We start from the raw sequence: 26,199 nt of genomic DNA, 5'->3' as shown, positions 1-26,199 counted from the left end.
CCGGCAGTTGGCCTGCGGACCACGCAAGGCTGGGTATCGGGCCGAACCGCTACGGCCGCACCTGCGCCGGCCCTTCCGGCGAACCGCCGACGGCCGGCGCAGTCGAGGGGGCGATGTCCGGTGTGCGGGTGACCTCCGCGCCCAGCGCCGCCGCCGCACGCGCGAAAACGGCCGCGTCGTAGATCGCCGCACCGCCCGGGTCGTTGTTGAAATACACCTCCACCTCACACGATGGCGGCCAGGCGGTGGTGAGGCGGCGCGCCCACTCGGTCAATGTCTCGGGGTGGTACCGCGGCCACGGGTCGGCGGTCCCGTGGTGCAGGCGCAGGTAGCCCCAGTCGGTGGTGCGCCACAACGGTGTCACCGGCTGCTCGCCCGCATCGGCCCAGCACAGCGCCGCGCCATGACGTTCGAGGACCTGCCTGGTGTCCTCGGTCCACCAGGAGTCGTGGCGCGGTTCGACCGCCACCCGCGTGCCGGGCGGAAAACAGCGCAGGCACTGCTCGAGCAGTGCGGGATCGGCACGCAGGGTCGGCGGCAGTTGCAGCAGGATCGGCCCGAGGCGCTCACCCAGGCTTGCGGCCCGGCCCATCAGCCGGGCCACCGGTTCCTCGGGATCACGCAGCCGTTTGATGTGGGTGAGGAACCGGCTGGCCTTGACCGCCATCCGGAACCCCGCCGGCGTGCGGGCGCGCCAGGAGGCGAAGGTCTCGGCGCTGGGCAGCCGGTAGAAGGCATTGTTGAGCTCGACCGTGGCGAAAACCTGTGCGTACTGTTCGAGCCACAGCCGCTGCGGCACACCCTGCGGATACAGCACCCCGCGCCAATCGCGGTACTGCCAGCCGGAGGTACCCACCAACACCGTCATACCGGAGACGTACCCGCCCACGGGCCGGTGACGCAGCCGCTCAGGACACCGCGACCCGAGCCGCGAGCTGGTCGGCGAGCGCGCTCAGCGTCGGCGAACATCCGGCGTCGACGGTGCAGGTGGCCAGCTCGTCGCCGCGGGTGCGGCCACGGTTGACGATGATCACCGGCTTGCCCGACTTGGCGGCGTGACGCAAGAACCGCAGACCCGACATCACCGTCAGCGACGAACCGGCCACCAGCAGCGCCTCGGCGTCATCGACGACGTCGAAGGCCGCGCGCACCCGCTGCTTCGGCACGTTCTCCCCGAAATAGACGATGTCGGGTTTGAGGATGCCGCCGCACCGCACACACCCCACCATGCGGAACGCGGCAGTATCGGCGATCACCGCGTCGGCGTCGGGCGCGACCTCCACACCGGTGACCTCGACGGCGTCGGCGAATCCCGGATTGGCGGCCTCGAGCCGTTCGGCCAGCGACATCCGCGACACCAGATGATCGCAGCTCAGGCAGCGCACCCGCGCATAGGTGCCGTGCAGGTCGATCACCCGGCGATGACCGGCCTTGGTGTGCAGCAGATCGACGTTCTGGGTGATCAGCCCGCTCACCACGCCGAGGCGTTCGAGCCGGGCCAGCGCGCGGTGACCGGCGTTGGGGCGCGCGGCGTCCATGCGCCGCCAGCCCACATGGTTGCGCGCCCAATACCGTTGCCGGAACGCGGCGTCACCGATGAACTGCTGGAACGTCATCGGGGTGCGGGGCGGGGAGCCGGGGCCGCGGTAGTCCGGGATGCCGCTGTCGGTGGACATCCCGGCCCCGGTCAGCACCGCGACCCGGCGCCCGGCGAGTACCTGCGCGAGCCGCTCGATCTCGGCGCGGGCGGTGTGATCGGGCATGCACCCAGGGTACGGACGAGTCCGACCGCCCTGCCGCGGATGTGGCGCTCAGATGACGCCGAGAGCCAGCATCGCGTCGGCGACCTGGATGAAGCCGCCGATGTTGGCGCCGGCGACATAGTTGCCCGGCATCCCGTATTCGTCGGCGGTCGCCAGGCAGCGGTCGTGGATGCCGCGCATGATCTCGGCCAGCCGCTGCTCGGTGTGCTCGAAGCTCCAGGAATCGCGGGAGGCGTTCTGCTGCATCTCCAGCGCACTGGTGGCCACGCCACCGGCATTGGCGGCCTTACCGGGCGCGAAGGTCACCCCGGCCGCGCCGAACAGTTTCACCGCCTCCGGTGTGCACGGCATATTGGCGCCCTCGGCCACGATGTGGCAGCCATTGGCGATGAGCTTGCCCGCGGCCACGCCGTCGAGTTCGTTCTGCGTGGCGCACGGCAGCGCGATATCGCAGGGCACCTCCCACAGCGACCCCGCGGCCACGAACCGCGCCGAACCCGCCCGGCCCTCGGCGTAATCGGCGATCCTGGCCCGGCGCACCTCTTTGATCTCCTTGAGCAACTCCACGTCGATGCCCTGCTCGTCGACGACATACCCACTCGAATCCGAGCACGCCACCACGATGCCGCCCAGTTCGTGGATCTTCTCGATGGCATAGATCGCGACATTGCCCGACCCCGACACCACCACCCGCTGCCCCTCCAGGGAACGGCCCGCCGCGGCGAGGATTTCGTTGACGAAATACACCGCGCCGTATCCGGTGGCTTCCCGGCGGACCTGGGATCCACCCCAGGTCAAGCCTTTTCCGGTGAGCACACCGGACTCGTAGCGGTTGGTGATGCGCTTGTATTGGCCGAACAGGTAACCGATTTCGCGTCCACCCACACCGGTGTCGCCCGCGGGGACGTCGGTGTGCTCACCGAGATGGCGGTACAGCTCGGTCATGAACGCCTGACAGAACCGCATCACCTCACCCTCGGAGCGGCCCTTCGGGTCGAAATCCGAACCGCCCTTACCGCCGCCGATGGGCAGCCCGGTCAGCGAGTTCTTGAAGATCTGCTCGAAGCCGAGGAACTTCACGATCCCCAGATACACCGACGGATGAAACCGCAACCCGCCCTTGTAGGGGCCGAGGGCGGAGTTGAACTCGACCCGGAACCCGCGGTTGATCTGCACCGCGCCGGAGTCGTCGACCCACGGCACCCGGAAGATGATCCGGCGTTCGGGCTCACACAACCGGCGGATCACCGCGGCGTCGGCGTAGTGCGGATGCTTGGCGACCACGGGGCCGAGGCTGTCGAGCACCTCGTGCACGGCCTGGTGGAACTCGGTTTCGCCGGGGTTGCGGCGCAACACCTCGTCGTAGATGTCGCTCAGCTTCGCGTCCAGGACAGCCACCCGCGGACTCCTTGTCGTCGTCGTTGCCTGCGCGGCCGGACCGCACCGGTCACTGCCGCACATGCCCCGGCCGCACCTCACACGCTAACCGCAGCCGTTGTGAGGCCCGGACCACACATCCCGCTCAGCCGCCGCCAGACCGTGCATCCGGCCGGTTCAGACGATTTCTTCGACAGTGCGCTCGAAGGCCAGCGCGCCGTTGCCTCCGGCGATCTGACGGTCGATCAGGTGCTGCATCGGCGCCAGGAAATCCGGGGCCGCGCCGGTGTCGCGGGTGGCGCGCACGATGGCGTCGACGGCGGGCTTGTGGAAGGCGATGTCCTGGACGCCATTGCGGTAATCGCCGGCGTCGATGAGTTTTCCGTAGTCGGGCAGCAGCTGCGCCATCGCCGACACCCATGCGGCGGCGCGTTCGGCATAGGCCTGCGCGGACACACCCACCGAGCGGGTCATCGCGACACCGTTGAAGAAGCCGCCGAACATGCCGTACATCGCCGACAGCAGCGAGAAGTCCAGCGTTGACGCCATACCGGCGTCGGCACCGAAGAATTCGGCCGAGGCCAGCAGTTCCAACGTGGTGCGGTGCTCGTCGAAGACCGCCTGTGCGCCGCTGTAGAGGATCGACGCACCGGGCTGCCCGATCATCGGCGGGACCGCCATGATGCCGCCGTCGAGATAGTCGATGCCGTATCCGGCGGCCCAGGACGCCAGCTCCCGCGACTCTTCGGGCGTGGTGCTGGTCAGGTTGATCACCGCACGTCCCGCCAGCTGATCGGCCACCGGATCGAGGGTGGCGTGCACGGAGGCGTGGTCGAGCAGCAGCACGATGATCACCGGGCTCGCGGCGACGGCGTCGGTGAGCGCGGCGGAGCCGGTGGCGCCCGCGGCGACGAGGTCGGCGTCCTTGCCGGGCGTGCGGTTCCAGACCGTCACGGATCGGCCGCCCTTCAACAGCGTGGCGGCGAAGGCCTGGCCCATGGCGCCGAGGCCGAGGACGGTGACCGGTGCGGGGGTGGTGTCGGGCATGGAAGACATCTCCTGTGTTCGGCAGCGCGCTCGTTCGCGCCGCATGCCCAACCCTGCGGTGTACCGGAAACCCCGACAAGTACCTACTATTTTGTCGGGTACTTACCGAACTGTGTGTGAACAGGTAGCGAGGTCGGCCGATGGGCACGAAGAGATCCGGACCATACTTCTGCGGCATCGACGCGGCCATGGACGTCGTCGGCGGGAAATGGAAAGCGCTGATCCTGTGGGAGCTGCACAACCACGGCATGCGCCGCTTCGGTGAACTGCGCCGCGGACTGCCCGGCGTCTCGGAGAAGATGCTCATCCAGCAGCTACGCGAACTCGAAGAAGACGAGATCATCGAGCGCACCGTCTACGCCGAGGTGCCGCCGCGCGTGGAATACCGGCTCACCGACCTCGGCACCGCACTCAACGCCGCGCTCGAACCGCTGGGGGAGTGGGGACGCGAGCGGATCGCCCGGATCGGCGCGGACAGGATTCATCTCGCCTCCTAGCCCGGCAACACGGCGGGGAGCAAGGGAATAATGCCGAGCGGTCCATCACGGCGGTGGGTAGCATCGCCTCTCGTGGAGTGATGACACCGCGGCACCGCACGATCGCCTCCGGCGACCCCGGAGCGACGGATGGTGCTGTCCGCAGGTTCCTTTCATCACTTCTCACCCGAGGGCAGCCATGACCGATGAGCAGTTTCTCGCCCACCTCACCGACCGCCTGGCCGCGCTACCCGGCGTCGAAGCCGTCACCCTCGGCGGTTCCCGCGCCGAAGGCACCCACACCCCCGGCAGCGACTGGGATCTCGCCGTCTACTACCGCGACGGCTTCGACCCTGCCGACTTGCGCGCCATCGGCTGGCCCGGCGAAGTGTTCGACCTCGGCGCCTGGGGTGGCGGGGTGTTCAACGGCGGCGCCTGGCTCACCATCGACGGCCGCCGCGTCGACATCCACTACCGCGACCTCACCGCCGTCGACCACGAACTCGCCGAGGCACGCGCGGGCCGATTCCATTGGGAACCCTTGATGTTCCACCTGGCCGGCATCCCCAGCTACCTGTTGCTCGCCGAACTGGCCATCAACACCGTCCTGCACGGAGAACTGCCGCGCCCGGACTACCCGCAGGCCCTGCGCGAGGCCGCGCCGCCGGTATGGCGGGAACGCGCGGCACTCACCCTCACCTACGCCGAGAACGCCTATGCCGCACGCGGACACGTCACCGAAGTCGCCGGTGCGCTGGCCACGGCCGCAGTGCAGACCGCGCACGCGGTGCTCGCCGCCCGCGGCACCTGGGTGGTCAACGAGAAGCGGATGCTGAACCGGGCGGGGCTGCGAGGTGTCGACGACATCGTCGCGGACTTGGCTCCCGACCCGCAGCGCTTGCGCGAGGCCGTCGTGCGGGCGCGCGAGCTGTTCGACGGGGCCGAATAGCCAAGGGGTGACCGCCACCCGCGCGCGGCAAGCTTCGCGCCGTCCCGCGTCGGCGGGGCGGCGCGAAAGAGCCCCGGCAGCTGCGGGTTTGCCGCTGGCGTGGCCGCGTGGGCGTTAGGTCGTGTGGCTGCATCGGGCGTCAGGTCGTCTGGTCGGATGGGCGTCAGGTCTTGGAATGGTTGGCGTTGAAGCGTGCCTTCTTCTCACGATTGCCGCACGTGTTCATCTCGCACCACCGGCGGGTGCGGCTTCGGCTGGTGTCGAAGAAGGCGGCCCGGCAGGTCGGCGACGCGCACAACGCCAGCCGTCCGTCGCGTTCACCCGCGATGATGGCGATCGCGTCGGCGGCGATGACACCGAGGGCGTCCTCGACACCGGACGCCGAGCCCAGCAGCCATCGGCGTGTGCCCTCGGGTGTCAGGACGGCCGCGGCCCGGCCCTGCCTGCTGCATTCGTTGATCTCGTCGACGGCAGCGGCGGGCAGCGCCTCACCGGTCGCGGCTGCCGTTGCGGCGGCGTGAATCGCTTCCCGCAACTGCCGAGCGCGTGCGAACTGAGCGGCGGTGCACGACTCCACGGCCAACCCGCTGACGGTCAGCCAGTCGACGAGTCGCTGCGGGGTGGGAATGCGCTCGACCGGATCGCCGCAACGCTCGGTCAGCGTCGCGGTGAAGCTGGTCGCGAGCACGCTACCGAGGCGGAATTCAGGGAACCGATCGGGCATGGAACCACCATAGCCGGTTGCGCATGGTCCGAACCGCATGTTAGAACCAGCTATGCCGGTTCACGGACGGTGATGGCCGGTTCCCCGATGGCCAGGAGGTCTCATGCCCGGTCCCGCCAGCGACATCCACCCCTTCGACGCCCACACCCCTGACGTCGAACTCGACGAGCTGCGCGCCCGCCTGACCGCGGCGCGGCTACCGGAGCCCGAGACGATCCCCGGCACCGCGCTCGGTCGGCGCCGGTGGGACCAGGGTGTCCCGCTCGCCGACCTCGTGGAGGTGGTGAACTACTGGCGCACCGACTACAACTGGCGCGCCTTCGAAGAGCGTCTCGGCCGAATCGGCCAGTTCCGCACCACGATCGACGGGCTGGGAATCCACTTCCTGCATCATCGGTCCGCGCGTGCGGACGCGGTTCCGCTGCTCATGACGCACGGCTGGCCGGGCAGCATCGCCGAGTTCACCGATGTCATCGAGGATCTCGCGGATCCGAACGACCCGGACGCGCCGGCCTTCCACGTGGTGGCGCCGTCGCTTCCCGGCTTCGGCTACAGCGACAAGCCGGCCACCACCGGGTGGGGCACCGAAAAGATCGCGGCCGCATGGGTGCAATTGATGGGAAGGCTGGGCTACCGCAAGTTCCTGGCCCACGGCGGCGACTGGGGCGGCAACATCACCACCGTCCTCGCCGGCCGGTTCCCCGAGCACGTCCTCGGGGTTCACACCTTGTTCGCCGAAGCCCCGCCCGGACTGTCGACGGACGGGCTGACGCCGCTGGAACGCGCGTGGACCGAGGAAACCCGCGATTTCTGGACCCGCCGCGCGGCCTACGCCAAACAGCAGGCCACCCGGCCGCAGACCATCGGCTACTCGCTCGTCGACTCACCGGTCGGGCTGCTGGCCTGGATCCTCGACAAGTTCGCCGAATGGTCCGACACCGACGACAGCCCGTTCGAGACGATATCGAGAGACCGCATCCTCGACGACGTCACCCTGTATTGGCTGACCCGCACCGGAGCCTCCGCGGCCCGCATCTACTACGAAAGCCACAACTCCCTCGACCCCGAACTCCGAGTCGACGTCCCGGCGGCCATCACCATGTATCCCCGCGACATCGAGAAGACTCCGCGCCCGTGGGCGCAACAGCGCTACCGCAACATCGTTCGATGGCGTACGCCCGAGAAGGGCGGGCATTTCCCGTCACTGGAGGTTCCCGAGTTCTTCGTCGCCGACCTGCGCGAAGGCCTCGCCGCGGTACTCGCCGCTGCTCGGTGAATCGTGGTGTGCCTGCGGCGGATCAAGCCATCAACGCTCGATCGATGCGGCGGCTCATCGGTATGCGGGCGTTCACCCGACGCGGACCAAGGCGGTGGCGCCGAGTTCGGAGCGGGCCGCGGCCACCAGGTCGACCTCGATGGCCGCGATCGCGCGGTAGCTGGCGATGTAATGCTCGATCAGCTTCTTGTGTTCATCGAAGCCGATCGGTTCGCGGGCCACGGTCGCGGCGGCGGCCTTGGTCACCGAGTGCAGGGCCTGGCCGAGCCGGTCGCATTCCTCGAGCAGCGCGTCGTCGGCGAGCAGGCGAATCACATTGAACAGCAGCGGAAGCCGGTCCAAGGTCTGCAAGATCTGGGCCTCGGCGTCGTCGACGGTGTCGGCGCTCCATTCCGCGCGCCGATCGAGCGCATCGGTGACCTCCTCGGAGAGGGCGAGGATGTCGGAGACCGCGTCGAGCACCTTCTCCCGCCGCCACCGGTCGTGATCGCGGCTCGCCGCGGCGCCGTGGGTGGCTTCGGTGGTGCGTTGCGCCGCTTCCACGGCCGCGGCCGCGCGCTCGTCGGCGGCGGCGATCGCGCGGCGATGGGAGCGGTTCGTCGCGACGATCGTCAACGACAGCGCAACGACGACAACAACCGAACTGATGAGGGGCAGCCACGCAGTCACGCCGCCATCATCGCACCACCGCCCGCGACGGCGTCCCGCGCATCGGTGATGCTCCCACTGGATGAGACGAGCGCGGCCTACACACCGAACGCGGCGTCGAGCAGCTCATCGATCGCCGCACACTGGTGCGGGGAGGGGACCGCGCCGGCGGCGAGGACGTCGGCGACCAGGCCGGCGATCTCACGGGCCGGACCGCACTCGGGGGCAGGCAGCGGCAATTGGGCCACGTACTGCGTCATCCAGCGGCGGCGCCCGGAGTAGAGCCGGTTACCGCACACTTCGTCGTAGAAGCGCAGGCCCAGCCGCGAATTGGCGACGGCCAGCATCAGATACGCCAGCTCGTCGCACCCGATATCGGGCAGCGACATCCAATAGCAGTTGCCGTTGACGATCGCCCCGGACCGATCCAGCGCGAAGCGCGCGGTGGCACTGATATCGGGGAACACGATCTTGGGTGCCGCCCACCGCGCGGGCTGCTGCGGCACCCAGATCTCGTACCATTCGCGCCCGCCCTCGGCGACGTAGCGGCGGCCGCGCAACCGGTCGGCGTGCGCTTCCAGGTAGGCGCGGGTATCCGGATAGTCGGCCAGGTCCACCACGGTTCGTCTGGCGTGGTCGAGCAGATACGGATACAGCACCCGGCTCGCCGGTGCCGGCGACACCTGCCACGCCAGCACGTCGTGCTGGGTGAGCAGCGGACGCAGCAGCGCCTGCTCCGGGCGCGGACTGCGTTCGTGCCAGCGGTCGGAGATGAACACCGGGTCCGCGGTGGTCTTGATGCCCACCCGGATGCGCGCCACCTCACCGAAACGGCGCCAGGTGCCGTCCTGCACCCGCTGCAACCACGCATCGCCCGCGGCATGCGACCGTCGCCACGGGCTGCGCGCGTCCGCGGCCGGCGCGAGATGCCCGGACCGGATGGCGATGGTGCGCCCGTCGTGGGCGATGACGGTGTCGGCGCCGGTGGTCAGCGCCTCGTACAGCCCGATCGCACTGCTCGGCGCCGCGTGCGTGTCCTGGTAGGCGGAGGCGTACACGCATGTCGACGCCGGATCGGGCGCCCGGTTGCGGGCGATGACGATGGCGGGCAGCACCGCGGCGGTGAACAGTTTGGTGTCACCGAGGTCGTAGAGCTCGAGCGGTTGCAACGACTGCTGCAACACCGCCCGCACATTGGCGCCCGCGCGGGTGGTGAGGAACCGGTTCGAGCACAGCAGCCCGGCCACTCCGTCGGGGCGCAGCAGCGCGGGCAGCAGCGCTACGAACGGATGGGTGAGATCGATGCGTCCACGCAACTCGAACCGGGTGGCCAGCAGTTGCGCGGTCACCTGCCCGAGCTGCTGGACCCGCACATACGGTGGATTGGTGATCACGGCGTCGAAGGAGCCGGTGTCGAGTTCGGTTCGCGCGTCGAGGAAATCGCCTGCGTGCAGGTCGACCGTGATACCCAGGCGTGCGGCCCGCACCCGCGCCGCCTCCAGCGCATCCTGGTCCAGGTCGTAGCCGGTGAGCCTGACCGCGACGCCGGGCCGATGTTCGGTCACCGCACGGTAGGCCGCGAACAGCAACTCCCCGTCACCACAGGCGGGGTCCAGGATCCGCAGCTCGCCGCGTTCGCTGTCGAGATGTTCGACGACCCGCTCGGCCAGGAACCGCGCGAGATCGGTGGGCGTGTAGTGCTTGCCGTGCCGTTTGATCTCGGCCGGACTCTCGCTCACCCGCTCTCCGCTCCGTCGGTGCCGGCTGTCGTGTGGACAGCGTACGAGGCGAGCGAGCTGCGGCTACCGGAATCGGCTCAGGTGTCGTGCGCCGTCTCCGACAGCGGCGCCGACCACACCGGACGGGTCCACCGATACCGGCCTCGCGCGCTCGGTCCCACAGCGGCGAAGGCAGGCCGGATTCGGCTCACCGCGACTCGAATCCGCCGGGCCGTGCCGACGGCCCCGACCAGCGGATCGGCGGCTGTCCGCACGCCGCGCGAGCGACCGAACCGCTGGCAACCACGGCCGCGGATGGTAGGAAAGGGTACGTGTCGGCAACAGGCGGAGTACCGGGTTCACAGCAACGTTCGCGCGCGGTGTCGGAGGTGGTGGAGCTGGTCAGTGCGCTGATCCGGTTCGACACCTCCAATACCGGCGAGCTCGCCACCACCAAGGGCGAACAGGAATGTGCCGAATGGGTGGCCGAGAAGCTGCGCGAGGTCGGCTACACCACCGAATACGTCGAATCCGGTGCACCCGGTCGCGGCAACGTCTTCGCCCGCCTGCCCGGTGCCGACTCCTCCCGGGGCGCGCTGCTCATGCACGGCCACCTGGATGTGGTGCCCGCTCGCGCCGAGGACTGGAGCGTGCACCCGTTCTCCGGGGCGGTCCGCGACGGGTATGTGTGGGGTCGCGGCGCGGTGGATATGAAGGACATGGTCGGGATGATGCTGGCGGTGGCCCGCCAGTTCAAGATCGAGGGCACCGTGCCGCCGCGCGATCTGGTGTTCGCCTTCCTCGCCGATGAGGAAAACGGCGGCAAATGGGGTTCGCACTGGCTGGTCGACAACCGGCCCGACCTGTTCGACGGCATTTCCGAAGCGGTGGGGGAGGTGGGCGGTTTCTCGCTGACGGTGCCGCGCCCCGACGGCGGGGAGCGGCGGCTGTATCTGGTGGAGACCGCCGAGAAGGGCCTGGGGTGGATGCGGTTGCGGGCCAAGGCCCGCGCCGGGCACGGCTCGTTCCTGCACGAGGACAACGCCGTCACCATCCTCGCCGGCGCCGTCGCCCGCCTGGGCACCCACACCTTCCCGCTGGTGGTCTCCGATTCCGTGGCGGAGTTCCTGGCCGCCGTCTCGCAGGAATCGGGTCTCGAGTTCGACCCGCACGGCCCCGACATCGAGGGCACCCTCGCCAAGCTGGGGTCGATCGCGCGGATCATCGGCGCCACCCTGCGCGATACCGCCAATCCGACGATGCTCGAAGCCGGCTACAAGGCCAACGTCATCCCGCAGACCGCCGAAGCGGTGGTCGACTGCCGGGTGGTGCCCGGGCGGCAGGCCGCCTTCGAACGCGAGGTCGACGAACTCATTGGCCCGGATGTGGAGCGGGAGTGGATCACCAAACTCGACTCCTACGAAACCACCTTCGACGGCCACCTCGTCGACGCCATGAACGCCGCGATCCTCGCCCACGACCCGCACGGCCGCACCGTGCCCTACATGCTGTCCGGCGGCACCGACGCGAAAGCGTTCGCCCGCTTGGGAATCCGCTGCTTCGGCTTCGCCCCGCTGCGGCTGCCGCCCGAACTGGACTTCGCGGCCCTGTTCCACGGCGTCGACGAACGCGTCCCGGTCGACGCCCTCGAATTCGGCACCCAGGTGCTGGAACACTTCCTGCTGCACAGCTGAACCGATCCGAGATGAGGAGCCAATGAGCTACAACCCCTATGACGCTCTCCCGCAGGTCCCGTCCTTCACCGTGACCTCCGACGATGTGGCCGACGGCCAGAGGTTCGGCAACGACCAGGTCAGCGGCGTGTTCGGCGCCGGAGGCAAGGATGTGTCGCCGCAGCTGTCGTGGTCGGGATTCCCCGCCGCGACCAAGAGTTTCGCGGTCACGATCTTCGACCCCGACGCACCGACGGCCTCCGGTTTCTGGCATTGGGCCGTGGCGAATATTCCGGCGTCGGTGACCTCGCTGCCCGCCGGTGCCGGCAGCCAGGGCGGTGAACTGCCCGACGGGGCGGTGCAATTGCGCAACGACGGCGGGTTCGCCGGCTACGTCGGCGCCGCCCCGCCGCCGGGACACGGCCCGCACCGCTACTTCATCGTCGTGCACGCCGTCGACGTCGACTCCCTCGACATCCCCGCCGACGCCACCCCGGCCTTCCTCGGATTCAACCTGTTCTCCCACACCCTCGCCCGCGCCACCCTGGTCGCCACCTACGAACAGAACTGACCCGGACACGGCCGTGGCCCTGAGCGTGCTCGCTCAGGGCCACAGCGCCTTCGGCAGGTCTGGAACTACTTGACGTTGATGGGGGTCGCCGTAGTATCGGCCGAATTTCGGGCGGATATGGCGTAGCTGCTGGTCAGTGGGTGCGGGAAGTGCCGGGGCCGATGAGGCTGGTCAGTTCGCGCATCGCCTGCGGGGATGGTTTGAAGTAGCGGCGTAGGTTCTCGGCCTTGCGGTGCCGCGACTTGGCCATCAGTTCCAGCAGGCTCGCGCCGGATTCGCCGAGGTGTGTCAGGCCGGAGTGCCGCAGTTCGTGCAGGTCCCATCCGGTTCCGGGCCCATCGACGGCGGTGGCGGCGTCGAGCAGGTCGCGGGCCTGGTCGTAGGACAGCCGCGCGAGTCCGGTGTCGGGGCACAGGTCGCGGTCGGCGAGGTATTTTCCGGGCCCGGGGCGGCGGTGGGTGACGAACACCGGTCCGTGGGTGCGGCCGCGGATCAGCCGGGGCAGGAGCCGGGCGGTGCCGGCGTCCCAGTACACGGATTCGAGGACGTGTTCGTGGTGGGTGGCGCCGCGTCGGCGGGTGCGGGGTTTGGCGCCTTTGGTCTTCACGCGGGCGCATCGGCCGGCCAAGTCGAGGTCTTCGATGTTGAGCTGGAGCAGTTCCTCTGTGCGAGCGCAGGTTTCATACAGCATCCGCCACAGTGTCTTCTCCCGCAGGTGGACCTCGCGGCGGGAGATGAGCCGGTCGATCGCGGTCCGCGAGCGCACCGGTGTCTCGGAGTCCGGCGGGGTGGACCGCGCGGCCGACGTCGGGACTGCGGGGGCGTTCCAGCCTTGCTCGCGGCACCAGGACAGCCATTTCGCGACCGCGGCGCGGCGCGCGTTCCAGGTGTTGACTGCCGCTTGGCCCCAGAGAGTTTCGAGGGCTGCGCCGATCTCGTCGTCGGAGACCGAGTCCAGGGCCCGGCTGTGGCCGGGCACTGCGTCGGGGTCGCGGCCGTCGAGCTGGTCGACGGTCTTGACGATCGCGATGCCGTAGGCGCGGCGGGTGTTGGCCGGGCCGATGGTGTCCAGGAACGCCTCGGCCGCCGAGCGCAGGGTGCACGTTGGTGGGATACGCAGTCGGGTCACCTTCGCGGCCATCAGCATCCTTTCCGGCTTGCCCCGGATAATGGGGCCGCTTCGTGTACGCGCGACGGCACCGCCGCTGCAGGTCGAGTCTCACGCTACCCCGGATAACGGGCTGTTATCCGGGGCTCGGGGAGGTCGGTCCGGCGCTGGTGTCGAAGAGCCGGTCGAGGTGGTCGGTCAGCACCGCCAGGGCTGTGGCGGGGTCGTGCTGGCCGATCAGCACGCTGGTGCCCAGGCCGTGGGTGAGCATGACCAGCCGGATCGCCTCGGCGGTGACGTCGAGGTCGCCGGGGATCTCACCGCGGGTCTGCGCGCGTGAGAGGGCTTGGGCGAGTTGGTGTTCGAGTCGGTCGATGCCAGCGACGAAGGGGTGCTGGGCCAGGTCGGGATCGGTCATGGCCAGCACGGCGTAGGAGGTGCCGACGAGGTGGAAGGCGCGGCTGGCGTCATCGGTGGGCAGTGCTTCGGCGCAGAAGGCCTCGATCAGCGCGCGGGCCGGTGGCGGATCGGGCAGACCGGCCAGGCGGTGGTTCCAGCGGCGGTGGCTGAGGGTTTCCAGATGGTTCAGGGTGCCGACGAGCAGTTCGGTCTTGGTCGGGAAGTAGTACTGCACGAACCGCAGCGAAACCCCGGCCTCGGCGGCGACGGCGCGGATGGTGACCGCGTGCAGGCCCTCGCGGGCGGCGACGGCCACCACGGCGTCGGCGAGCTGGGCGCGTCGTTGGGCGTGGTCCACGGTCCGGGGCACGGTCACCTCTCTCGACATCACCGGCAAGTCGGTGATACAGATGTATCGGATACAACTGTATCAATCTGGAGGTGGGGTGTGCGGCGACCCGGTACGGACGAGAAGACGGCGGTAGCCCCGGCGCGCGCGGGCGTGCTGTTGACGGTGGTGTGCGCGGCGCAGTTCATGGTGGTGCTCGACATCTCGGTGGTGAACGTGGCGTTGCCGTCGATGCGATCCTCGTTGGGGTTCACCGACGCCGGGCTGGCGTGGGTGGTCAACGCCTATGCGCTGGTGTTCGCGGGCCTGCTGCTGGTCGGTGGCCGCCTGGCCGATGTGTTCGGCCGCAAGCGGGTTTTCCTCGCCGGGCTGCTGGTGTTCACCGTGGCGAGCCTGGTCGGCGGGCTGGCTTCCTCGCCGGGGTGGTTGATCGGGGCCCGTGCCGTCCAGGGGGTGGGTGCGGCGGTGCTGGCGCCGGCGACGTTGACGATCCTGACCACGAGCTTCGCGGAGGGGCCGCGGCGGACCAAGGCGCTGGCGGTCTGGACCGCACTGGGCTTGGCCGGTGGGACGGCGGGCAATCTGCTGGGCGGTGTCCTCACCGAATTCGCGTCGTGGCGGGCCACGCTGCTGATCAACCTGCCCATCGGCGTGCTCGTGCTGGTAGCCGCGATCGGTGTCATCGCCCCGGACTCGGCGCCGCGGGCCCGGGTCCGGCTCGATGTGGCGGGGGCGGTGCTGGTGACGTGCGGGCTCGCCGCGATCGCCTATGGGTTCGGCCAGGCCGCGGCGCGGGGGTGGTCGGCACCGGTGACGGTGTCGGCGCTGGCGGCCGGCGTGGGGTTGGTGGCGGTGTTCGTGTTCGTGGAGACGCGGTGGGTGCGGATGCCGTTGCTGCCGTTGGCGTTGTTGCGGATCCGGTCGGTGGCGGTCGGCAATGTCGCGATGCTGCTGGCCGGGGCGTGTCTGAATCCGATGTGGTTCTTCCTGACGTTGTCGATGCAGGACGTCTTGGGCTACACCCCGATGCAGACCGGGCTCGCGTTCCTGCCGCACACGCTGGTCACCATCGCCGTCGGTACCCAGGTGACCCCGTGGTTGATGCGCCGGGTCGAGGCCCGGGTTCTCATCGCCGGCGGGGCGCTGCTGGCCGCGGCCGGTTTCGCCTGGCAAGCCCAGCTCGGCCCCGACAGCACCTATCTGACCGGGATCCTCGGCCCCGCCCTCGTGTTCAGCATCGGCGCGGGACTGCTGAACACCCCGCTCACCGCCGCCGTCACCGCGGGAGTCCCCGCCGCGGACGCGGGCGCGGCGTCGGGGCTGATGAACACCACCAAGCAGGTCGGCGCCGCCCTGGGGCTGGCGGCACTGATCACGGCAACGGCGGGGCCGGTGCCCGGCTACGACCGGGCCTTCTGGCTGATCGCGGTGGCCGCGATCGCCGTCGCCGCGGTCGCGGCGGGGCTGCCCGCGCACCGCGACCGGCGCTGACCGACCGGTTCAGCTCCCACCGAGAAACACCCGCATCATGGCGGGGAGTCCGAAGCCCGGGTCGAGAGCAACCCGGTGAACTCCTCGGCATAGGCCAGATGTTTCCGGAGCCGGTCGGCGCTGTCGGCGGCCTTGTCGCGGAACGCGAGCAGATCCGCCTGCGCCGCCACCCGCGCGGCCGGCTCGGCCGAGGCGTCGTCGAGGATCTCGATCGCGTCGAGCAACTGTTTCATCTCCGCGAGGGTGAACCCGAGGGGCTTCATGCGGCGGATGACCAGCATCCGGGCGACATCGGCTTCGGTGTAGAGGCGGAACCCGCCCGCCGAGCGGGCCGAGGGCTGCACCAGCCCGACCTCATCCCAGTGCCGGATCGACTTGAGCGAGAGCTCGGTGCGCTCGGCGACCTGCCCGATCTGCAGGTAGCCGTCGCCATGGCTGGTGGCGCCCATGTCAGTGCCCACCGGCCAGGTGCCCGGACAACCGGTCATGGCGGGCTTCCGAGGCCGGGTTGAGGCCGATGATCTGCACCGTCTTGCCCTTGGCGGCGTATTTGGTGGTGATCGCGTCCAGGGTCGCCACGGTCGAGGCGTCCCAGATGTGTGCATCCGACATGTCGATGACGATATTGGCCGGATCACCCACATAGTCGAACTGGTAGACCAGGTCATTGCTCGAAGCGAAGAACAACTCGCCGCGCACCTTGTAGACGCGGGTGTCGATCGCGCCGTCGTGATCGGTGTCGGCCTCGGAAACCTTGTCCACCTGCGTGAAATGCGCGACGCGGTGCGCGAAGGCGACCATCGCGGTCAGCACACCGGCGATCACCCCATAAGCGAGATTGTGTGTGGCCACGGTGACCGCGACGGTGACCGCCATGACGGTGGTTTCGGCGATCGGCATGCGCCGCAAGGTCTTCGGGGCGATCGAGTGCCAGTCCATGGTGCCGACCGAGACCATGATCATGACTGCGACCAGCGCGGCCATCGGGATCAACGCGACGACGTCGCCGAGGCCGACGACCAGGATGAGCAGGAACACACCGGCCAGGAACGTCGAGATGCGGGTGCGGGCGCCGGAGGACTTCACGTTGATCATGGTCTGGCCGATCATGGCGCAACCACCCATGCCGCCGAAGAACCCGGTGACCACGTTGGCCACGCCCTGGCCCCAGCCCTCGCGGGTCTTGTCGGAGTGGGTGTCGGTGATGTCGTCGACGAGCTTGGCGGTCATCAGCGACTCGAGCAGGCCGACCAGCGCCATCGCCAGGGCGTACGGGGCGATGATGCCCAGGGTCTCCAGGTTCAACGGGACGTCCGGGATGAGCCATGTCGGCAGGTTCGACGGCAACTCGCCCTCATCGCCGACGTTCGGGATGTTGAGCGAGAACACGATGGTCGCCGCAGTGAGCAGCACGATCGCCACCAGTGGAGCCGGGACCACAGTCGACAGTTTGGGCAGCGACACCATGATCACGATGCCGATCGCGACCATCGGATACACCAGCCACGGCACCCCGAGCAGGTGCGGGATCTGCGCGGTGAAGATGAGGATGGCCAGGGCGTTGACGAATCCGACCATGACACTGCGCGGGATGAACCGCATCAGCCGGGCGACGCCGACCACGCTGAGCACGATCTGCAACAGCCCGGCCAGGATGACCGTGGCGATCAGGTAGTCCAAGCCGTGCTCTTTGACCACCGGCGCGATCACCAGCGCGATCGCCCCCGTCGCGGCGGAGATCATCGCCCGGCGACCACCGACGATCGCGATAGTCACCGCCATGGTGAACGAGGCGAACAACCCCACGCTCGGATCGACCCCGGCGATGATGGAGAACGAGATCGCCTCCGGGATCAGCGCCAGCGCGACCACCAAACCGGCCAACACCTCGGTCCGTAACCGTGCCGGGCTACGCAATGCGGCCAGCACCGACCCCTCGTCGGTCGGCCGCTGTGTCGTCGACACCATCAGGGCACACTCCATTCCATGGGCTCACGCGCACGCGGGCGCACCCCGGGCACCGCGAAACCGGTTGCCGGGGAGAAAGATCGTCGGGAACGCGAGTGGATGACCCGTCACAGGTCGAGGAGGTGAAAGCGTCGGCCACGCTGCCGGACACCCCACCATCGGCTACCACTCAGCGATCAGAACTCTACCCTTACGGGAGGGTAGAGTTTCAAGCGGGAGCCGCCGAACGTGTCCTACCTCTCACCGCCGCCACACCGGCCATCACCCACTTTCGTCCCAGGCGGTGGCCGTGTCAGAACAGGGTGTCGCGCACCCGCAGCGGCCGATACCCGGTCGGTCCGAGCTGGGCCAGTTCGGCGTCGATATCGACCTCGATGGCGCCGAAGAAGTTGATGTTCTCACTGTGGGCGGGGCTGATATGTGCCAGCACCTCGTCATCTATCCGGCGCCCGGCACGCCGCATCTGCTCGACCGCGAGACCGTAATACTCGGTGGTCCAGGCGATCACGGCGTTGGTGGCCAGCGTCAGGCACCAGGCTTGCTCGGTCTGGTCCTCGAGCTGGCGGGCGCGGATCATGCCCTCGTGGGCGTAGAGCAGGTCCCGGCGCAGCGCGTGCAGCGACTCGCCCTTGTTGAGCTGGCGGGAGATCTTGCGCCGATAGTCCGGATCCGCCAGGTATTTCGCCGCGTAGATGGTGCGGCGCAGGGCCCCGTACTCCTTGAGCGCGGTAGCGAGGGTGTTCTGCCGTCCGGAGGCGGACAGCTTGCCGACCAGCAGTGAGGCGGTGGCGTGCCCGAACTTCAGCGACCCGGCCAACCGGAGCAGGTCGTCCCAGTGCTCGGCGATCAGCTCCAAGTTCGCCTTGCGGGTCATCAGCGGTCCGGCGTGCGGGAACCGGGCCTCGGTCTCCCGGCGCGGGCCGGGCCGGTACAGGGTGATCTTCCCCAGGTCCCGGATCCGGGGTGAGAGCTGCATCCCGAGCAGGTCGAACAGCCCGAAATTCACCAGCGTCACCCCGTGGGTGTCGGTCGCGTGTTCGGTGATCGGCAGATCCGTTGCGTTGCCGAGGATCTCATCCAGAACGTAGTGCGCCTCGCGTTTGGTGGCGACGATGATCTTCGTGCCGTAGGTGGCGTGTTGATCGGTGACATGGGTGTAGGTCGACAGCACCCGGCCGCCGTGGATGACCATCTCCCGCGCCGTTGTCGACTTGCCACGCACCGGGAACCGCTGCCCATCACTCGACGACAGCGTGCCCGCACCGAACACCGTGGTCAGCGGCAGCCGCTGGTGGTAGTCGATGATCGCCAGATTCGCCGCGCGCAGGGTCTCTTCCCGCACATACCATTCCGCGGTCCAGGCCAGGATGTCGTAGGAAATGCCGCACGCCTCCGCCATCCTGGTCAGCCCCAGGTTCGTCGAATACGCCAGCAGCACCGCGATGAGGTTGCGTTTGAGCTCCGGGGTGCGGGTTTGTTTGCCCGAGGCATGAGTGAAACAGTCCAGGTAGCCGGTGCGTTTGTCCAGATCGATCAGCAGCGACACGATCGGCGCGAACGGCAGCATCTCGGTCAGCTCCGCCTTGAGCGAAACCGCCTCCGCGGGCACGTCTTCGGCGGTCAACGGCGAGATCACCAGATCCCCGGTCTCGTCCACCCGGACCGGGCCGTCCCCACAGGCCAGCACCGCCTCCAGCTCGCCGACCGCCTCACACAGCTCGTCGGTCACCGCGGCCAGGGCTTCGCCGGGGTCGGCGGGCTTGCCGACAAGACGGCAGAACTCGCCGCACTGCGGCGCCCACTGCTCGGGGGTGAGCAGGTAGGCGGCCGGGTCGGCGTAGCGGCGCGAGCCCGGCACATACACATCCCCACTGCGCAACCCGTCGCGCAGCCCGAGCAGCACACACAGCTCCCAGTAGTGCCGGTAGGCGGTGACGCTTCCCGATTTTCGTGCCTCGTCGAGGTAGCCGCGCCACTTGGTCGGCACGAACCCGGCCGGTGCCTCGTCGAACACCTTCCGACGTCCGGTGGCGTTCAGCTCCCGCAGCATGTCCACCGCGACCAGCAGCTCGGTCGCCGCGGTACCGCCGGCGAACCGCACCGCCTCGAGCACCGCCGGAGTGAACTGCCGCAGATAGTTGTAGGAGAGATCCAGCGCGGCCAGATGCCCGTGATCACGCGGCAGACGCGGTTTTGCCTGCGCGATCGCCGCCCGCAACCGCTCCCACCCGATCGCATCACCCCGGATCAGGCCACCGATCTCCTCATCGGCGATCGCCGGATCGGTGACAATGTCCAGCAGCTCGTCCAACAACGCTTGGCGATCCTCCCCGGATTTTCCGCGTTCGGCCAACTGCTGCTGCATGCGCCGCTCCGCCTGGCCGAACTTCGCCGAGATCGCCTGATCGAACAGCGCCACCACCTCATCGAGCACATCGGTGCCCGACTGCGCCAGCACCGTCAACAGAATCGGGTAGCGGCGCTGCGGCTCCCGGCGTTCGAGGCCCTGCGGGGTCAGGCGGCGGCCCATCGTGGCCAGGAACCGGCGCCGCTCGGCGGGCAGCACCGACATATCGAGGCGGTCCGCGCCCATCCCGCGCAGGAAACCCAGCTTGTCGACCTCGGCCTTCACCGCCTGCGCCGACGCCTCGACCGGGCCCGTCGACAGCCACCGCAACCGCGAAACCCCGAGCGAGTCATCGACGACCAACAACGAGTCCAGCTCCGCACACCGCACGGGAGTGAACTCATGCGCGAGCCGATCGTAGGTCTCGGTCTGCGCCTGGTGGCGGGCGTGGGCAACTCGTTCCACCACCGTGACCGGGCCCGGCCGGATCACCCGCGCCGAGATCAGATACTCGCACGCCAGCCGGAACAGCAACATCGGGGAATCGTGCTCCATCGCCCGCGCCAACAGGAACTCGTCCAGTTCCTTCGACTCCAGCGGCCCGGCCGGCCGCCAACCCAGATACTGAGCGACCAACCGCACATGCTCGGTACGGGTCTTGGCACGCCTGCCATACGCACCGATCTCCACCGGATCCACCCGAAGCTGCTCAGCGAGCCGGGCCACCGCCACCGGCGGCGCCATCGCCACCCGGTCCGGCACGAACCCCAGCCACGGCAACGTGCACAACGCGACCGCCAAACCCAACCGATCCGCCGGACCCCGGCCACGACCCGGATCCACGAACGCCAGATCAGCCGGGGTCAGCGTGAAGAACCGGAACAACTCTTCGCGGCTGATCTCCGGGAACCCCCGCAGACGCTCCAACTCCTCGTCCGCGAACACCCTCGTCGCCACGAACCCCAACCTCCAGCACGCCGATCAACCTCATCGACAGCCAAGCCAAGCACCAACCGCCCCGCCCCGCACCCCGAGCACGAAAACCCTGCCCTACCAGGCTGCTACGCCATATCCGCCCGAAATTCGGCCGATACTACGGCGACCCCTGATGACGCCCTCGGGGGCGGGATCGGCGTAGAGGGAAGCGATCTGCTCGGCGTACTTCGCCGCGATCGGCTGACGTTTCAGCGACATCTTCGGGGTCAACTCGTCGCCGCCGGGCTCCCACACCGTGCCCAGCACGGTGAACCGCTTGATCTGCTCCACCCGGGAGAGCTTCTTGTTGCCCGCCTGCACCGCGGCCAGCACCTCGTCGAGGATTTCGCGGCGCGTGGCCAGGCCGGCGATATCGGTGTCGGTGGCGTCGAGTTCCTTGGCCCGCACCGCCGCGATATCCGGGTCGAGCACGATGAGCGCCGCAATGTAGGGCTTGGCGTCACCGATGGCGACCACCTGCCCGACCAGCGACGACGCCGCCTTCACCGAGTTCTCGATATTGCTGGGGGCGATGTTCTTGCCCGCCTCGTTGATGATCAGTTCCTTCTTGCGGTCCACGATGCGCAGGTAGCCGTCGGCGTCGAGGGTGCCGACATCGCCGGTGCGCAGCCAGCCGTCGTCATCGAAGGCCTCGGCGGTCTTGTCGGGCATGTTGCGGTAGCCGCGGGTGACGATCGGCCCGCGCACCAGCACCTCGCCGTCGGCGTCCAACCGCAACTCCAGCCCGTCGACCGGACGCCCGACCGTGCCGGGGCGCGGCTTGTCGAGTTCGGTGTAGGTGCCGACACCGGTGGTTTCGGACATGCCCCACACCTCCGACACGGTGAACCCGAGCCCGAGGAAATATTCGAGGGTCTCCGCCGGAATCGGCGCCGCACCCGAGGACGCCACCTTCAACTGATCCAATCCCAGCGCCGCCCGCAGCTTCGACAGCACCAGCGCATCGGCGATCGGATGCTGGATCCGCAAGGTCAGCGGACGTCCGGTGCCGGCCAGATCGGCGCGCGCGGCGGCGATCCCGGTGGCGATGGCCCATTCGGCCAGGGACTTCTTCACCCCGGTCTCGGTGGCGAGCTTGGCTTCGATACCGGCCTTGATCTTCTGCCACACCCGCGGCACCCCGAAGAACACCGTGGGCCGGGCATCGGGCAGCGCGGCGGCGACCTCCCGCGGATCGGGCACGGTGGTGAGCTGGATGCCGGTGAGCAGATTCATCGCATGCGCGGAAATGCGGTCGGCGACATGCGCGGCAGGCAGATACGACACGATCCGGTCATCGATGCCCACCGACAGCGGGCCGCTGACCAGCGCGAGCACCTGCGCGAGCACATTGCGGTGGGTGATCTCCACACCCTTGGACGGGCCGGTGGTGCCGGAGGTGTAGATGAGGGTGGCCAGATCGTCGGGTTGCACCGCCTGCCAGGCGGCGTCGAAATCGAAATCCCCGGCCGCGGCGGCCTCGACGTCGTCGAAGGTGAGCGCGCCGGTGACGGGGCCGTCCACCACGATCAGATGCTCGACCGGCACACCGGAGGCCTTGATGACGTCGAGGAACTTCTGCTCGGTGACGACCACCTTGTTGGCGGCATTGGTGAACAGGTGGGTGATCTGCTCGGCGGAGCTGGTGTTGTAGATCGAGAAGGGTGTGGCGCCCAGGTGCAGGGCCGCGGTGTCGATCAGGTTGAACTCGGGCCGGTTGGTGAGCATGATGCCGACGGTGTCGCCGTGCCCCACGCCCAGCCCGGCCAGGCCCGCGGCCAGGGCGCGCACCCGTTCGCCGTATTCGCGCCAGGTGATCTCCTGGGTGCCGCCGACGGTGCGCAAGGCGATCTGATCGGGGCGCAGGGTGAGGGTCTGCTGGAAGGCTTGCGGCACGGTGTAGACGGTGGTGCCGCTGGGATGGGCGTAGCCGATATCTGTAGTGGTCATGTTCCGTTCCCGATGTCGCTGCATGAGCCGAGCGTCTCGGCCGGCTGCTTCGCCGGTCGGCGCGCCGGTCTGGGGCCGGCACACCGGCTCCCCGAGGCAGCACCGAGTGACGCGGCTCACTCATGGTAGCCGGAAATCGGACATTGTGACCGGGGTAACGACAGACCGGTCCGGGGTGCGCGGCGGCACCCCGGACCGGTGCGTCGGCGCTAGTTGCGGCCCTGAGCCTGCGGTTCGGGACGGTCCAGCAGCGCGGCCTGCGACTCCCACGCGGTGGTGTCGGTGGGGATCCAGTGCCCGCGCCGCTGCCGCTTGGCTTCCAGGTATTGCGCCGCGCGGTCACTGAGCGGGGTGGTCACCAGGGGTACCGCGGTGACCGCGATACCGGCGTCGGTGAGGGCGGCGACCTTGTCGGGGTTGTTGGTGAGCAGGCGAACCTCCGTCAATCCCAGTTCGAGCAGGCTGGTCGCGGCATGGGTGTAGGTGCGGGCGTCGGCGGGCAGGCCGAGCCGTTCGTAGCTGGTGAAGGTGTCGGCACCGGAGCGTTCGCTTTCCCGGTAGCCGTGTGCCTTGGCGACCAGCCCGCAGCCGCGGCCTTCCTGCTCCAGATAGATCAGCACACCGGCGCCTTCGTCCTGGATGTGGTCGAGCGACTTGGCGAGTTCGGGGCCGCAATCGCAATCCTGGGAACCGAGAGCCTCGCCGTAGAGGCAGCGCGAATGCACCCGGACCAGGCAGTTGTTGCGTGGGTCGCCGAAGACGAGCACATGCCCGTCCTCGGCGCCACCTGCCACCTCGGTTACTCGGACCATGATGTCGCGTCCACCCCGGGTGAACCGGTGACTCGAGTCGCCGGTCGGTACCGCAACTATGTTGACGTCCTCCCGGCTGTGTACAACCGAGATTCCTGCCGTGTCGCTCACGCGCCACCTCGGTGGGTTCCTGCTTCATCGGCCGATGCCACAGCATGTGGTCTTACCCAGCCTCTACAGGCGTTTAGCGTCTCCGCCCGCCCGGCGGCGACAATCGGACCGTACCCGAAAGTGTTCGAAGGGGCCAACTTCCGCATGAATGCGGATCCTTGCGCGCTACAGATCGTGGTCAACGCGCCTCCTGTTTCGCGCGGGTGCTCCGTGGCGCCCCGCTGGTTCGGTGCGCCCCGCGCAATGGTGCGCCGGGCCGCCTGTCGTGGTTACCGCTCTTCCGGGCCGAGCCGGACGAGTCGGTCGATCTCGCCTGCCAGCGGCATGGCGCCCGGGATGTCGCCGAAGGACTGGGTCGCCACCATCGCAGCGGTCGCCCACACGTAATCGGGTTCCTGTGCCGGGCGGCGCGCCGACAGGAGCCTATACGCCAGCGCGCCCGCGAACGCGGCCCGGGCACCGGGGGAATCACTGAGCGCGGCGGGGAAGCGGCCGACGTCGAGATCGAGCTCCTCCGAACGCACCGTGCACGCGAAATCGTCGATGACACAGACGGTTCGGACACCCAAGGCGCGCAGGTGGCGGGCGATGTGATCACCGGAGGTGGCCTTGACCTCCGGCACCATTTCGTCCAGCTCCCAGGTCGCGCCCATCAGATAATCGACCGCCCCCAGATGCTGATACAGGTGCTGGGGTGCGTCCACCGGCGGGGCCGGATGCACCATCAGCAGCGGCCGCGGCCGCATCTGCCGCACCCGCGCCATCACCTGCTCGATCACCGGCAGCGGCTGTTCGAAGGTCAGCAGGATCGCATCGGAGGCGGCGAGCGCGGCGTGCAGGGCGGGGCCGGTGAGTTCGCGTTCACCGAGCCGGATGCGGTCATCCTTGCAGCCGATGCTGGCCGCCACCCCAGTGGCGGTGATCATCACCGAGGTCACCGGAGTGGCGGCATCGCGCACCACGGTCACCAGCTCGGTGTCGACGTTCTCCGCACGCAGGTAGTCCAGGATCCGGCGCCCCGCCTCGTCGTCGCCGACGGCGGCCACCAACCGCACATCCAGGCCCAGCCGGGCCGCGGCCACCGCACGGTTGAGGCCCTTGCCGCCGGGATGGGCTTCGAAACTGCCGCGGGTGGAGGTGCCCGCGGCGGGGACGTGGTCGACGCGGTAGATATGGTCGATGACGGCGTCGCCGATCACCGTCAGCACTCCCGGCGCCGGCTCGTGCGCGACGGTCGTATCCACGCTGATGCCCGTGTCGACCGGCGTGCCGAACACCGGGCCCGTGGTCAGCAGCCCCGCCAGCGCGCTGAACGCCCGGCGTTCCGGCGTGGCGCGCAGCGAGCGCACGGTCGGGGCGGGCGGAATCTGTTCGGCGCCGGCGACCTCGTGCAGCCGCTGCCACTGCTGGGTCAGGTATTCGCGGCGTTCGCCGAGATCCTGGGCGTAGAGGCGGTCCGGATCGATCCCCTCGGGCGTGTCGTCGCGTAACAGGCCCAGTGACAATTCGGCATCGGTGATCAGGCGATGGGTGGCCGGCAGATGACGGGCGAGATCGCGGATCACCGGCAGCACCGCCTCCTCGGGGGCCAGCCCGTGGCGGTGGGCGTGGCGGCGCACCGCGGGCAGATCCAGCAGCGGGCCGACGTCGATTTCGGTGGTGTGCAAGCGTTCCGGGCTCAGGCCGGACCGTTTGCACAGCCGCGTGAGGATATTGCGCACGGCGACCATGCCCGAGTCCTGCTGGACCATGGCGTCCCACCCTTTCGGCATTTCCCGGTCGTGAACGAGGTTTAACAACCAGACATTCCGGCAATTACCATATCGCAACGGCAATTGACCGCCACCTCCGGCAAATGACACACTGGTGGCGAGTAAGCGCCGCACCAGACGGACGGGAGGCCCTGGTGATGACAACGACGCTGAGGATCCGCAGCCACCGGCGCAGGCACACACAGCCCGCCGGAAACCACGGGACGGACCCGGACGCATCCACGCCCTCGCGGTAGCGCCCGACCACCCCGCTCCGCACGACGGTAGCGACGCCGCGCCGGCCAGGTCCGGCCCGGTCTCGGTGCCGGAGTTCGTCAGGAGGCAGCTGTGACCATCTACGCCACCGACTGGTCGATGACCAGCGATATCACCCCCGAAACAGCCCATCGGGTGCCCGGAGACTTCGCCATGCCCTGGCGGCTGAGCTGGCTACCGGATCGGCGGCTGAGCGCCGAGCAGGCCCGCGCGGGCATGGAACTCGACGAAATCGTCAGCGACCCGGCCCTGGTGTACGACCAGGCGGCCCTGGCCCGCGGCGCGCACTGCGCCGGCATGCTCGGGCTGCTGTGGGAACACGCGGTCGTGCTGCTCTACAAGCGGCTCAGCGCCCGGTCACGCGAGGGTGCGACGGTGCCCGCGGACCTGGACGAGGACTTCCGGTTCGCGGGCGACCCGCCGTGCGTACTGAGCTGATC

22 protein-coding genes are annotated in these 26,199 nt (G+C 69.0%); 7 read left to right on the top strand and 15 right to left on the bottom strand.

Going from position 1 to position 26,199, the window contains the following annotated elements; all coding sequences use genetic code 11:
• Positions 1 to 49: 49 nt before the first annotated feature.
• The 4 genes from FEK34_RS15165 to FEK34_RS15150 form a co-directional block, all read right to left on the bottom strand.
• Positions 50 to 868 carry a DUF72 domain-containing protein gene (locus FEK34_RS15165; protein ID WP_138448503.1) on the bottom strand — a complete coding sequence of 273 codons (819 nt, stop codon included), beginning with the start codon at positions 866 to 868 and terminating at the stop codon, positions 50 to 52.
• A gap of 40 nt (positions 869 to 908) precedes the next feature.
• On the bottom strand, positions 909 to 1,763 hold the full coding sequence (locus FEK34_RS15160) for an NAD-dependent protein deacetylase (RefSeq protein WP_138448502.1): 855 nt from the start codon (positions 1,761 to 1,763) through the stop codon (positions 909 to 911).
• A gap of 48 nt (positions 1,764 to 1,811) precedes the next feature.
• Positions 1,812 to 3,161, bottom strand: a complete 1,350-nt coding sequence (gene gdhA, locus FEK34_RS15155; protein WP_138448501.1) for an NADP-specific glutamate dehydrogenase — start codon at positions 3,159 to 3,161, stop codon at positions 1,812 to 1,814.
• A gap of 156 nt (positions 3,162 to 3,317) precedes the next feature.
• Positions 3,318 to 4,187, bottom strand: a complete 870-nt coding sequence (locus FEK34_RS15150) for an NAD(P)-dependent oxidoreductase (RefSeq protein WP_138448500.1) — start codon at positions 4,185 to 4,187, stop codon at positions 3,318 to 3,320.
• 140 nt (positions 4,188 to 4,327) lie between these two features.
• Here FEK34_RS15150 and FEK34_RS15145 point away from each other — a divergent pair, with 140 nt between their 5' ends.
• Together FEK34_RS15145 and FEK34_RS15140 are read left to right on the top strand one after the other, a co-directional pair.
• Positions 4,328 to 4,684 (top strand): winged helix-turn-helix transcriptional regulator, encoded by a 357-nt coding sequence (locus FEK34_RS15145; protein ID WP_138448499.1) that lies wholly within the window; start codon positions 4,328 to 4,330, stop codon positions 4,682 to 4,684.
• A 178-nt stretch (positions 4,685 to 4,862) separates the two neighbouring features.
• The gene (locus FEK34_RS15140; protein WP_138448498.1) at positions 4,863 to 5,612 is read left to right on the top strand and encodes a nucleotidyltransferase domain-containing protein; all 750 of its coding nucleotides are present in this window, start codon (positions 4,863 to 4,865) and stop codon (positions 5,610 to 5,612) included.
• Positions 5,613 to 5,775: 163 nt separating this feature from the next.
• Here FEK34_RS15140 and FEK34_RS15135 read toward each other — a convergent pair whose 3' ends face one another.
• The gene (locus tag FEK34_RS15135) at positions 5,776 to 6,336 is read right to left on the bottom strand and encodes a CGNR zinc finger domain-containing protein (protein ID WP_138448497.1); all 561 of its coding nucleotides are present in this window, start codon (positions 6,334 to 6,336) and stop codon (positions 5,776 to 5,778) included.
• A 103-nt stretch (positions 6,337 to 6,439) separates the two neighbouring features.
• Here FEK34_RS15135 and FEK34_RS15130 point away from each other — a divergent pair, with 103 nt between their 5' ends.
• The gene (locus tag FEK34_RS15130) at positions 6,440 to 7,612 is read left to right on the top strand and encodes an epoxide hydrolase family protein (protein ID WP_138448496.1); all 1,173 of its coding nucleotides are present in this window, start codon (positions 6,440 to 6,442) and stop codon (positions 7,610 to 7,612) included.
• Positions 7,613 to 7,684: 72 nt separating this feature from the next.
• Here the strand turns inward: FEK34_RS15130 and FEK34_RS15125 are convergent, their stop codons facing one another.
• Together FEK34_RS15125 and FEK34_RS15120 are read right to left on the bottom strand one after the other, a co-directional pair.
• The gene (locus tag FEK34_RS15125) at positions 7,685 to 8,281 is read right to left on the bottom strand and encodes a hypothetical protein (RefSeq protein WP_138448495.1); all 597 of its coding nucleotides are present in this window, start codon (positions 8,279 to 8,281) and stop codon (positions 7,685 to 7,687) included.
• Between the two features lie 77 nt (positions 8,282 to 8,358).
• A complete protein-coding gene (locus tag FEK34_RS15120; protein ID WP_138448494.1) occupies positions 8,359 to 9,999 on the bottom strand; it encodes an Eco57I restriction-modification methylase domain-containing protein in 1,641 nt (546 codons plus the stop codon).
• 311 nt (positions 10,000 to 10,310) lie between these two features.
• Between FEK34_RS15120 and FEK34_RS15115 the strand changes: the two genes are divergently transcribed.
• Complete coding sequence (locus FEK34_RS15115; RefSeq protein WP_138448493.1) at positions 10,311 to 11,672, top strand: M20/M25/M40 family metallo-hydrolase; 1,362 nt, start codon at positions 10,311 to 10,313, stop codon at positions 11,670 to 11,672.
• A gap of 22 nt (positions 11,673 to 11,694) precedes the next feature.
• On the top strand, positions 11,695 to 12,222 hold the full coding sequence (locus FEK34_RS15110) for a YbhB/YbcL family Raf kinase inhibitor-like protein (RefSeq protein ID WP_138448492.1): 528 nt from the start codon (positions 11,695 to 11,697) through the stop codon (positions 12,220 to 12,222).
• A gap of 133 nt (positions 12,223 to 12,355) precedes the next feature.
• Here the strand turns inward: FEK34_RS15110 and FEK34_RS15105 are convergent, their stop codons facing one another.
• Entirely contained in the window at positions 12,356 to 13,363 is a 1,008-nt protein-coding gene (locus tag FEK34_RS15105; RefSeq protein WP_171048226.1) for a tyrosine-type recombinase/integrase, read from the bottom strand.
• A gap of 103 nt (positions 13,364 to 13,466) precedes the next feature.
• Complete coding sequence (locus tag FEK34_RS15100; RefSeq protein WP_138448491.1) at positions 13,467 to 14,099, bottom strand: TetR/AcrR family transcriptional regulator; 633 nt, start codon at positions 14,097 to 14,099, stop codon at positions 13,467 to 13,469.
• A 78-nt stretch (positions 14,100 to 14,177) separates the two neighbouring features.
• Here FEK34_RS15100 and FEK34_RS15095 point away from each other — a divergent pair, with 78 nt between their 5' ends.
• Positions 14,178 to 15,569 carry an MFS transporter gene (locus FEK34_RS15095; protein ID WP_249359201.1) on the top strand — a complete coding sequence of 464 codons (1,392 nt, stop codon included), beginning with the start codon at positions 14,178 to 14,180 and terminating at the stop codon, positions 15,567 to 15,569.
• A 35-nt stretch (positions 15,570 to 15,604) separates the two neighbouring features.
• Here the strand turns inward: FEK34_RS15095 and FEK34_RS15090 are convergent, their stop codons facing one another.
• The 6 genes from FEK34_RS15090 to FEK34_RS15065 form a co-directional block, all read right to left on the bottom strand.
• Positions 15,605 to 16,018, bottom strand: coding sequence for a MerR family transcriptional regulator (locus FEK34_RS15090; RefSeq protein ID WP_138448490.1), 414 nt, complete (start codon positions 16,016 to 16,018; stop codon positions 15,605 to 15,607).
• Between the two features lies 1 nt (position 16,019).
• A complete protein-coding gene (locus FEK34_RS15085; RefSeq protein ID WP_138448489.1) occupies positions 16,020 to 17,537 on the bottom strand; it encodes a SulP family inorganic anion transporter in 1,518 nt (505 codons plus the stop codon).
• Between the two features lie 292 nt (positions 17,538 to 17,829).
• Positions 17,830 to 20,841, bottom strand: coding sequence for a Tn3 family transposase (locus FEK34_RS15080; protein ID WP_138448488.1), 3,012 nt, complete (start codon positions 20,839 to 20,841; stop codon positions 17,830 to 17,832).
• A gap of 93 nt (positions 20,842 to 20,934) precedes the next feature.
• Positions 20,935 to 22,809: an AMP-dependent synthetase/ligase gene (locus tag FEK34_RS15075; protein ID WP_138448487.1), complete on the bottom strand. Its 1,875-nt coding sequence runs from the start codon at positions 22,807 to 22,809 to the stop codon at positions 20,935 to 20,937.
• Between the two features lie 209 nt (positions 22,810 to 23,018).
• Entirely contained in the window at positions 23,019 to 23,621 is a 603-nt protein-coding gene (locus FEK34_RS15070) for a GTP cyclohydrolase II (protein WP_249359198.1), read from the bottom strand.
• Positions 23,622 to 24,001: 380 nt separating this feature from the next.
• Positions 24,002 to 25,483, bottom strand: coding sequence for a PfkB family carbohydrate kinase (locus FEK34_RS15065; RefSeq protein ID WP_138448486.1), 1,482 nt, complete (start codon positions 25,481 to 25,483; stop codon positions 24,002 to 24,004).
• A 348-nt stretch (positions 25,484 to 25,831) separates the two neighbouring features.
• Between FEK34_RS15065 and FEK34_RS15060 the strand changes: the two genes are divergently transcribed.
• Positions 25,832 to 26,197, top strand: coding sequence for a hypothetical protein (locus FEK34_RS15060; RefSeq protein ID WP_212748761.1), 366 nt, complete (start codon positions 25,832 to 25,834; stop codon positions 26,195 to 26,197).
• Positions 26,198 to 26,199 lie beyond the last annotated feature (2 nt).

It is taken from the genome of Nocardia cyriacigeorgica (assembly GCF_005863245.1).
Taxonomy (GTDB): Bacteria; Actinomycetota; Actinomycetes; order Mycobacteriales; family Mycobacteriaceae; genus Nocardia; species Nocardia cyriacigeorgica_C.
Note: the sequence above shows the minus strand (reverse complement) of the source record. Positions and strands in the feature narration are given on the sequence as shown.